The following is a 10027-nucleotide window of genomic DNA, read 5'->3' on the forward strand; positions in this document are numbered from 1 at the left end:
GCCTCACCGATCGCCAACACCCGCCACAGCGAATCCGGCATACCAGCCGACAGCAGCGCATCCAGCATGGACGGCACGACGTGCAGCGTCGTGACCCATTCCTGTGCCATGAGTTCGTTCAGGTACGCCGGGTCTCGATGGCCGTCCGGTGAAGCGATCACCAAACGCCCACCACACACCGCAGCCGACCAGAACTCCCACACCGAGAGATCGAACGTCGCTGCCGTCTTCAGCAAAATCGCATCCGCCGCGTCGAGACCGAACTCGACGTTCTTCCACTGCAACTGATTCGCGATCGCACCGTGCGGCACCGCCACACCCTTCGGGCGACCCGTCGAACCGGACGTGAAGATCACATACGCGGTGTTCTCCGGACGCAACGGCGCGACACGATCGGCATCGGTGACCGGCTTGGCGTCCACACCCGACAGATCGAGCTCATCGATCCGCACCACCGGCGCTACATCGGTATCGAAATCAGCATCCGCATTCGACAGCACACAGACCGGTGCCGCCGTCTCCAAGATGTAACTCGTACGCTCAGCAGCCTGATCCGGATCCACCGGCACATACGCACCACCGGACTTCGCCACCGCATACATCGCCACGATCAAATCGACCGACCGCCGAAGCGCGAGCGCGACCCGCGACTCCGGACCCACACCCAACGAGACCAAATGCCGCGCAAGACGATTCACCCTGGCGTCGAGTTCAGCGTAGGTCAGTTCGACCCGCTCCCCATCGAACGCGTCGGCGACGAGCGCCGTAGCGCGCGGATCGGCCGCCACACTGGCGTCGAGCAGCGAGACCAGTGTCGCGCTCGCGTCGACGCTCTGGTCGGTTGCGTTCCAGCCTGCCAGCACGTCGTGCCGTTCGGCATCGGCGAGCAGTTCGATATCGCCGACCGTGGTGTTCGCATCGGCGACCACGGCCGCGAGGATGCGCGAGAAGCGCGCCGCGAAACCGTCTACGGTCGCACGGTCGAACAGGTCGGTCGCATACGTGAAGAACCCACCGATACCGGCAGCCGCACCCGACTCCTCATACGCATCACCGACGATCAGATGCAGATCGAACTGCGACACATCCAAATCGGCATCGACACCGGCCACCGTCAACCCGGGCAGTTCCAACGCGGTCCGCGCGATGTTCTGGAACGACAACCCCACCTGGAACAACGGATGGTGCGCCGTGGACCGGGGCGGATTCAGCACCTCCACCAACCGCTCGAACGGCACGTCCGCGTGCGCGAACGCCCGCAGATCGGATTCACGTTGCCTGCCCAGCAGGGCGGCGAACGACTCACCCGGCTCGAACCGCGTCCGGAAGACCACGGTGTTCACGAACATACCGATCAGGTCATCGAGCGCACGCTCACCGCGACCCGCGATCGGTGTTCCGATCGCGATATCCGAACTGCCGGACAGTCGGGCCAGCAACACCGCGAACGCCGTATGCACCACCATGAACAACGTCGCGCCATGCGCACGCGCCAAGTCCACGAGTCCGGCGTGGGTCGCGGCATCGATCTCGATGTCCACCCGCGCACCGGCCATGGAGGCTACCGCAGGTCGCGGCCGGTCCGTCGGCAACTCCAGCACGTCCGGGAGACCGGCCAGTTGCGCACGCCAGAACCCGATCTGCTGCGCGGCAACCGACTCCGGATCGGATTCCGCACCCAGTACCGCACGCTGCCACAACGCGTAATCCGCGTACTGCACCCGCAACGGCGACCACCCCGGTGCGTCACCGGAGGTTCGCGCCGCGTACGCGATCATCACGTCCCGCACCAGCGGACCCATCGACGACGCGTCCGCCGCGATGTGATGCACCACCACGGCGAGCACGAACGTATCCGGCGCGCCGTCGAGCTGGATGAGCGTCGCCCGCAGCGGCACCTCGGCCGTCACGTCGAACGGAGTCGCGGCCAGGGTGTACACGGTGCTCGCCACATCGGTCTCGGCAAGCACTCGGGGAGTCAGGTCCAGGGCAACCCGTCCCACGGGCAACACCACCTGCACCGGACCATCCGGAGTCTCCGGATACACGGTGCGTAGCACCTCATGGCGCGCGACCACGTCGTTCAGGGCCGCGCCCAGCGCAGCCACGTCCAATGCACCGGTCAGGCGCAGCGCGAACGGGAGGTTGTAGGCCGCCGAACCGATCTGGTCGCCGGCATCATCGGTCTGGTCGAAGCGGTTGAGGAACCACATCCGCCGCTGCGCCAACGACAATGGCAACTGCTCGGGACGGGCGATACTTCCCAGCTCCACACCCCGCTCACCGTGCGTGCGGGACTCGAGTGCCGCCGCCAAAGCCGCGACCGTGGGCGCTTCGAACAAGGTCCGCACCGCCACCCGCGCGCCGACCGCGGCACCCAGACGCGCCACCACCTGCGTGGCCACCAGGGAGTTGCCGCCGAGCGCGAAGAAATCGTCATCCGCGCCGACCCGTCCCAAGCCGAGGACCTCACCGAATACTCCGGCCACGATCTCCTCGACCGCGGTGGCGGGCGCACGGAAGTGCTTGGTCTCGAAGGTCGGCTCCGGCAGCGCCTTGCGGTCCAGCTTGCCGCTGGAGTTCAGCGGGAACTCCGCCAGCGCCACGATGGCGGCCGGAACCATATAGGTGGGCAGGGTTTCACCGATCGCGGACCGCAGTGCCTGCGCGTCGATCCGATCTCCCGGAGCGGGGACGACGTAGGCGACGAGCTGATCACCCAGCGACGACGGCGCGACGAGTGCGACCGCCTGGCTCACCGAGGGCTGCGCCAGCAGCGCCGTCTCGATCTCGCCCAGCTCGATCCGCTGACCACGGAACTTCACCTGGAAATCGGTCCGGCCGAGATAATCGAGCACCGCGTCGTCGGCGTCGTTACGCCACACGACGAGGTCGCCGGTCCGGTACATCCGCTCGCCCGACGCGAACGGGTTGGCCACGAACCGGTCGGCGGTCAGATCGGGACGCCGCACATAACCGCGTGCCAGCTGATCACCGGCGAGATACAGCTCGCCCGGCACACCGACCGGAACCGGCCGCAACCAGGAATCCAGCACGTACACCTGGGTGTTCCACTGCGGCAAGCCGATCGGCACGGAACGCTCGTCCGCCGCCGCGGGCCAGTAGGTCACCGAGACGGCCGCCTCGGTGGGCCCGTAGAGATTGTGCACAGCGGCGTCGGACACCGCCTGCATCGCCGCTACGGTCTCCGGCGGCAGCGCCTCGCCGATCACGAAGACGTGCTTCAGCGTCGGGCAGCTGCCCGGCGTGGTGTGCGCGGCGAAGACCGTCAGCATGGACGGCACGAAATCGGTCACCGTCACGCCTTGCGCGGCAATGGTTTCCGCGACATACGCGGGATCGCGATGGCCGTCCGGCGTAGCGACGACGAGCTTCGCTCCCGCGCGCAGCGGCATGAAGTAGCCCCACAGCGAGACGTCGAACGTCGTCGCCGTCTTCTGCAAGTACACGTCGTCCGGACCCAGCGGGTATTCCGCGAGCATCCAGGCGATCTGATTGTCGATCGCCGCGTGCGAGACCGCGACGCCCTTCGGCCTGCCGGTCGATCCCGAGGTGAAGATCACGTATGCCGGGTGGTCCGGCAGCAGCGGGCGGACCAACTCCTCCGCACGCACCGGGCTGTCGTCGAATCCTTCGAGATCCAGCGTGTCCACGGCGAGGGTCGGGACGTCACCGAAGAGAACCGCCGCGTCCGCACCGGTGGTCACGACGCAGACGGGCTGGGCGGTGTCGAGGATATGCGCGATACGTTCAGCCGGATGATCCGGATCCAACGGCACATACGCCCCACCCGCCGCGACGACCGCATACATCCCCACCACGAGATCCAACGACCGACGAACCGCCAACCCCACCAACGACTCCGCACCCACACCCTGCGAAATCAACAACCGCGCCAAACGATTCACCCGCGCATCGAACTCCCGATACGTCAGCCCGACACCCTCGAACACCACCGCGACCTCGTCCGGGTGCGCCTCGACGGCACGGCGGTAGCCGTCGAGCAGCAGCTGCGAGCGGACGGGGTAGCGGGTGTCGTTCCACTCGTGCAGGATGCGGTCCCGCTCGACCACGCTGAGCAGCTCGATATCGCCCAGCGCGCGATCGGGATCGGCGGCGACCGCGCGCAGCAGCCGGTTCAGGCGGCCCGCGAATTCGGCGACCGTCTGTTCGTCGAACAGATCGGCGGCATAGGTGAACATCGCCGCCAGGCCCGCGTCCGGACCTTCCTGCGGCGTGAGGGTCAGTTGCAGATCGAATTTCGCCACCGCGCCGTCGAATTCGACCGCGCCGACCGACAGGCCGGGCAGCTCGAGCTGCGCCTGATCCATGTTCTGGAAGAACAGCGCCACCTGGAACAGCGGGTGCTGCGCCTGCGACCGCACCGGGTCGAGCACCTCGACCAGCCGCTCGAACGGCAACTCGGCATGCGAGAAGGCCGCGAGGTCCCGCTCCTTGGTCGCCGTCAGCAGCTCGGCGAACGACGCCGCCGGATCGACTTCGGTGCGCAACACCAGCGTGTTGACGAACATACCGACCAGATCATCGAGTTCCGCCTCACCGCGACCGGCGACCGGCGTGCCGATGGTGATGTCGGAGGAACCCGACAGCCGGGCGAGCAGCGCCGCGAAGGCGGCATGCACCACCATGAACAGCGAAGCGCCGCGAGCGTGTGCGAGATCGTCGAGCCGGGCCCGGGTCGGCGCATCGACGGTGAAGGTGAATACGCCGCCGCGCCCGGAGGCCGACGCGGGCCGCGGCCGATCCATCGGAAGGTCGAGCCGATCCGGAACGCCCGCCAGGGCGTCGCGCCAGAAGGCGATCTGCGTCGCGGCCACGGAGCGCGGGTCGTTCTCGTCGCCGAGCACGGCGCGCTGCCACAGCGTGTAGTCGGCGTACTGCACCGGCAGCGGAGCCCAGCCGGGCGCAGCGCCCGCGCTCCGCGCGACATAAGCGGTCATCAGGTCGCGCACCAGCGGCGCGATGGACGTGCCGTCGGCCGCGATGTGGTGCACCACGACGGCGAGCACGTAGTCGTCGGAGCCCACGCGTGCGAGCGAAAGCCGCAGCGGCACCTCGGCCGCCACGTCGAAACCGGCGACGGCGAAAGTGCGCAGCCAGTCCGGGAGCTCGTCGGCGGTGAGGCTGTGCGGCGTCAGGTCGGGGACGGCCTGCGCGGCGGGCACCACCACCTGATAACCCGTACCGTCCACCGCCGGATACACCGTCCGCAACGTCTCATGACGCTCGACCACATCCGCGACCGCCGCCCGCAACGCCGCCACATCCAACACACCCGACAACCGCACCGCGAACGGAATATTGTTCGCCGCAGAACCGGTATCGAACTGATTCAAAAACCACATCCGCTGCTGCGCCAACGACAACGGCACCCGCTCCGGACGCTGCTGCGCCACCAACGCGGGACGAGCGGGACCACTGTCGAATTCGGCGAGCCGGGCCGCCAGCAGCGCGACCGTCGGCGCTTCGAACACCGTGCGCGCGGGCACGCGCGCGCCGATCGACGCCCCGAGCCGGGCGGCGACCTGCGTGGCGATCAGCGAATTGCCGCCCAGCTCGAAGAAGTCGTCGTCCGCGCCGATCTCGTCACCCGCGCTGAGCAGGTCGCCGAAGACGCCGGCGACCAACTGCTCGAGCGGGCCCGACGGGGCGCGGAACTCCTTGGTCTGCAACTGCGGGGCGGGCAGGGCACGACGATCCAGCTTGCCCACCGGCGTCAGCGGGATCTCCTCCAGCACGGTGAGCGAGGTCGGCACCATGTGCGCAGGCAGACTGCGTTCGGCATGCCCGAGCAGCTCGTCGGTGTCGATCGAGCGACCACTGGCGGCGTGCACGTAGGAAGCGAGAATCGTCGCGCCGCTGTCCAACTGGTGTCCGACGGTGACCGCGAAGTCGACCGTCTCGTGCGCGGCCAGCACCGCGTCGATCTCACCCAGCTCGATCCGGAAACCCCGGATCTTCACCTGGAAATCGTTGCGACCCAGGTACTCCAGCTCACCATTCGGCGTCCAGCGCACCAGATCGCCGGTGCGGTAGAGCCGAGAGTGGTTCGGGTCGAACGGGTTCGGCACGAAACGCATGGCCGTGAGGCCGGGGCGCAACTGGTAGCCGCGAGCCAGCTGCGGTCCGCCGATGTACAACTCGCCGACGACACCGATCGGCACCGGCACCAGACGCTCGTCCAGCACGTACTCGGTGGTCGCCTGGATCGGCGCGCCGATGTTCACCAGCTCGCCGGGCACCAGCGGCGCGCTGATGTTCGTCATGATCGTCGTCTCGGTCGGCCCGTAGCCGTTGTAGAACTCCCGGTCGCCGTCGGCGATCGGACGCACCCAGCGCCGCACCAGCTCCGGCGGGCACGCCTCGCCACCGGCCACCACCACACGCAACTCGTCCAGACCCGCCGGGTCCACCGACGCGAGCGCCGCCGGGGTGATGAACGCGTGCGTGACGGCCTCCCGGCGCAGCAGCGCCGCCAGCTCGTCACCGCCGTAGACCGTCGGCGCGACCACGACCATGGTGGCCGCGCCGCCGAGCGCGAGCAGCAACTCCAGCACGGACGCGTCGAACGACGGCGACGCGAAATGCAGCGTCCGCGACGCACTCGTCACCCGATACCGATCACGCTGCTCGGCGCAGAAACTCGCCAACCCCGCCTGCGTGACGACCACGCCCTTCGGCATGCCGGTCGAGCCCGAGGTGTAGATGACGTAAGCGGGATGCTCCGCGCGTAGCTGCCGCAGCCGATCCGCATAGGTGACCGGTTCGGTCGGGTACTGCTCCAACTGCTGGGCGCAGGTGTCGGAATCGATGATCAGCCATTCGATCTCGCTGGGCAGGTCCGCCACCACGCGCGTGACGGCGAGCCCCAGCACGGCGCCCGAGTCCTTCACCATGTGCTCGACGCGATCGGCCGGGTAGTTCGGATCCACCGGAACGAACCCCGCACCCGTCTTGGCCACCGCCCAGATCGCGACCACCGACTCGACCGACCGCGGTATCCCCACCGCGACCAGATCCTCCGGACCCACGCCACGATCGATCAGCAGACGCGCCAGCCGGGTGGATGCGGCGTCGAGCTCCGCGTAAGTGAGGTGCCCGCTAGAGCTGACCGCGTCGGCGAAGACAACCGCGGTGCCGGTCGGATGGGCCTCGACGGCGGTTGCCATCAGTTGCGGGAGGGTGGTGACCCTGGGTCGCCGGGTGCGTGTGGGCCGCACCCGCGCGGGCCGCGTCACGCGAGCCCCGTTTCGCGTTCCCTGGTCGCTTCGTGCTTCCTGGTCCCCCATCCAAGAGCCGGCAGACTATTCCCCGACAAGCGAAACATGAAAACTCTGCACATCCTGCCTGTTAGAACACGTCCGTGACACATTTCCAGCGGACGCCCTGATACAGCAAACCAACCGGCTGTGTGCATAGTCACACAACCGGAGGCTTGCGTCTGACCGCGAATCGCCCTCACTCGGTGGCGAACAACTCGGTGAACTCCACGATCGTAGCCACATTCGTCCAGGGTCCCGCGGGCACGGCGCCCACTCCATTGTCGAGCACCACCGCGTGCAAATCCTCCATCCCCGTCGGGTCGAGCGTGTCCAGCCCGGTCCGATCCGTCACCAGATGGCTTACCCACTCGTCAGCCAGCGACTCGGTCAGCTCGCCGTCCGCGTCTACCAGCACCACCGACGCGCCCACCGATCCGGCGGCGACAACTTCGACCACCGCGGCCGGAGACTGCGGGCTGCCGTGCTGGAAGGTGCGCGACTCGAAGGTCAGCTGGGTGCGCGCACGCAGCCGTCCGGCCGCCGTGGCCAGGTCGTCGTAACTGAACACCTGCGCGCCGACGAACGCCGGGTCGCTGCCGCGCAACGCACGGGTGCGGTGTGCGTAGGTGACCGGGCGCGGGGACTCGGCGGCGATCTCGGCGACCACTGTGGCGTCGTCGAGCGCCAGCCAGTCGACCGCGCCGATCGACCGCGAATCGCCGACCGTCACACCGACCTTGATCTCCAGGTCGTCCGGCAGTGCCGCGTCGAGTGCGTCGACCGGCACCACCGCCGCGCCTGCCTTGAGTACGGCCCAGGTGGCGACGACCGCCTCGATCCCACGATCCAGCCGCACCGCGACGCCCGCGCCGGGTCCGCAGCCGCGCGCGATGAGCACCCGCGCCAACCGCGACGAGCGAGCATCGAGATCCTGGTAGGACAGCGCGTTTTCACCGAAGACCACGGCGGGTCCGTCCGGATCGTCCTCGACCGCGGCCGCCAGCGCCTGGGTCAGCGCCGTGCCCGCGGTCGCCGTGGGCGCTTCGACACTCACCGGCTCGGCCGCGGCCGCCATCCGCTCCCGCTCGGCTTGGTCGAGGATGTCGATGTCGCCGATGAGGGTGTGGGGGTTGGTGGCGATGGTGGTGAGGATGCGTTGGAGGCGGTGGCCGAGGGTGTGGATGGTGGGTTCGTCGAACAGGTCGGTGGCGTAGGTAATGATGGTGTCGAGTTCGCCGGGGGTGCCGTCGGGGTGGTGGTGGGGGTGGATGTTGACTTGGAGGTCGAATTTGGCGGCGACGGTGCCGGTGTCGAGGGTGGTGATGGTGAGGCCGGGTAGTTGCAGGGTGGGTTGTTCGTTGTTCTGGAATGACAGGACGACCCCGAACAGGGGGTTGTGGGTGGTGGCGCGGGCGGGGGTGAGGACTTCCACGACGCGTTCGAAGGGGATGTCGGCGTTGGCGAAGGCGGCGAGGTCGGTTTCGCGGGCGCGGTCGACCAGGGCGGTGAACGGCATCGCGGCTTCGACGCGGGTGCGCAGGGTGAGGGTGTTGACGAACATGCCGACCAGGTCGTCGAGGGCGCGTTCGCCGCGTCCGGCGATGGGGGTGCCGATCGCGACGTCCGCCTCGCCGGACAGTCGTGCCAGCAGGACTGCCAGGGCGGCGTGGACGACCATGAACAGGGTGCAGTTGTGTTCGCGGGCCAGGGTGGTGAGGGCGTGGTGGATGTCGGGGGAGACCGCGAAGCCGGTGTTGGCGCCGCGCATGCTGGCCACTGGGGGGCGGGGGCGGTCGAGGGGCAGTTCCAGTTCGCCGGTCAGTCCGTCGAGTTGGCTGCGCCAGTAGGTGAGTTGGCGGGCGGCGACGGAGGTGGGGTCGTCGTCGGTGCCGATCACTTGTCGTTGCCAGATGGCGTAGTCGGCGTATTGCACTTCCAGGGGCGCCCAGCGGGGGGAGTTGCCGCCGATGCGGGCGAGGTAGGCGGTGACCAGGTCGCGGGCCAGGGGTGCCATGGAGGCGCCGTCGGCGGCGATGTGGTGGGCGACCACGGCGAGGAGGTGTTCTTCGGGGCTGGTTTCCAGCAGCAGTGCCCGCACCGGGACGTGTTCGGTGACGTCGAAGCCGGTGGACATCAGTTCGGTGATCCGGGTGATCGGGTCGTCGGTGATGGTGACTTCCAGCCCGGCGGGCATGGCTTGGGCCACCGACAGGATTTCTTGGAACGGGAGCCCGCCGGGTCCGCCGGCGGGGTAGCGGGTGCGCAGCGATTCGTGGCGTTCGAGGACGTCGGCCAGCGCGTAGCGCAGCGCGGAGACATCCAGGGCGCCGCTCAACCGGATCGCCATGGGGATGTTGTAGGCGGGGGAGGCGGGGTCGAATTGGTTGAGCACCCACATGCGTTGCTGGGCCAGCGACAGCGGGATCGGTTCGCCGCGTTCGGCGCGTTCCAGTAGTGGGCGTCGCCCGCCGCCGGCGCCGGGCACCACGCGGGCGGCCAGCGCGGCCACGGTCGGGGCGGCGAACAATTCCCGCACGGCCAGATCGGCGTCGAGTGCTTCGTTGATCCGCGCGACCACCCGGGTGGCCAGCAGCGAGTTGCCACCCAATGCGAAGAAGTCGTCGTCGAGGCCGATGTCGGTGGCGCCGAGCAGCCCGGCGTAGACGTCGGCTACCGCTTGTTCCACCGGTGAGCTCGGTGCCCGGAACACCGCCGTGGACAAG

2 protein-coding genes are annotated in these 10027 nt (G+C 68.5%); both read right to left on the minus strand.

The window, feature by feature from the left end:
• On the minus strand, nucleotides 1-7280 hold a 7280-nt coding region (locus ON19_RS25985), incomplete at its 3' end, for a non-ribosomal peptide synthetase (RefSeq protein ID WP_043698371.1).
• 220 nt (nucleotides 7281-7500) lie between these two features.
• On the minus strand, nucleotides 7501-10027 hold a 2527-nt coding region (locus tag ON19_RS25990; protein WP_043698368.1), incomplete at its 5' end, for a condensation domain-containing protein.

Source organism: Nocardia abscessus NBRC 100374, assembly GCF_000308455.1.
In the GTDB taxonomy this organism is placed as follows: domain Bacteria; phylum Actinomycetota; class Actinomycetes; order Mycobacteriales; family Mycobacteriaceae; genus Nocardia; species Nocardia abscessus.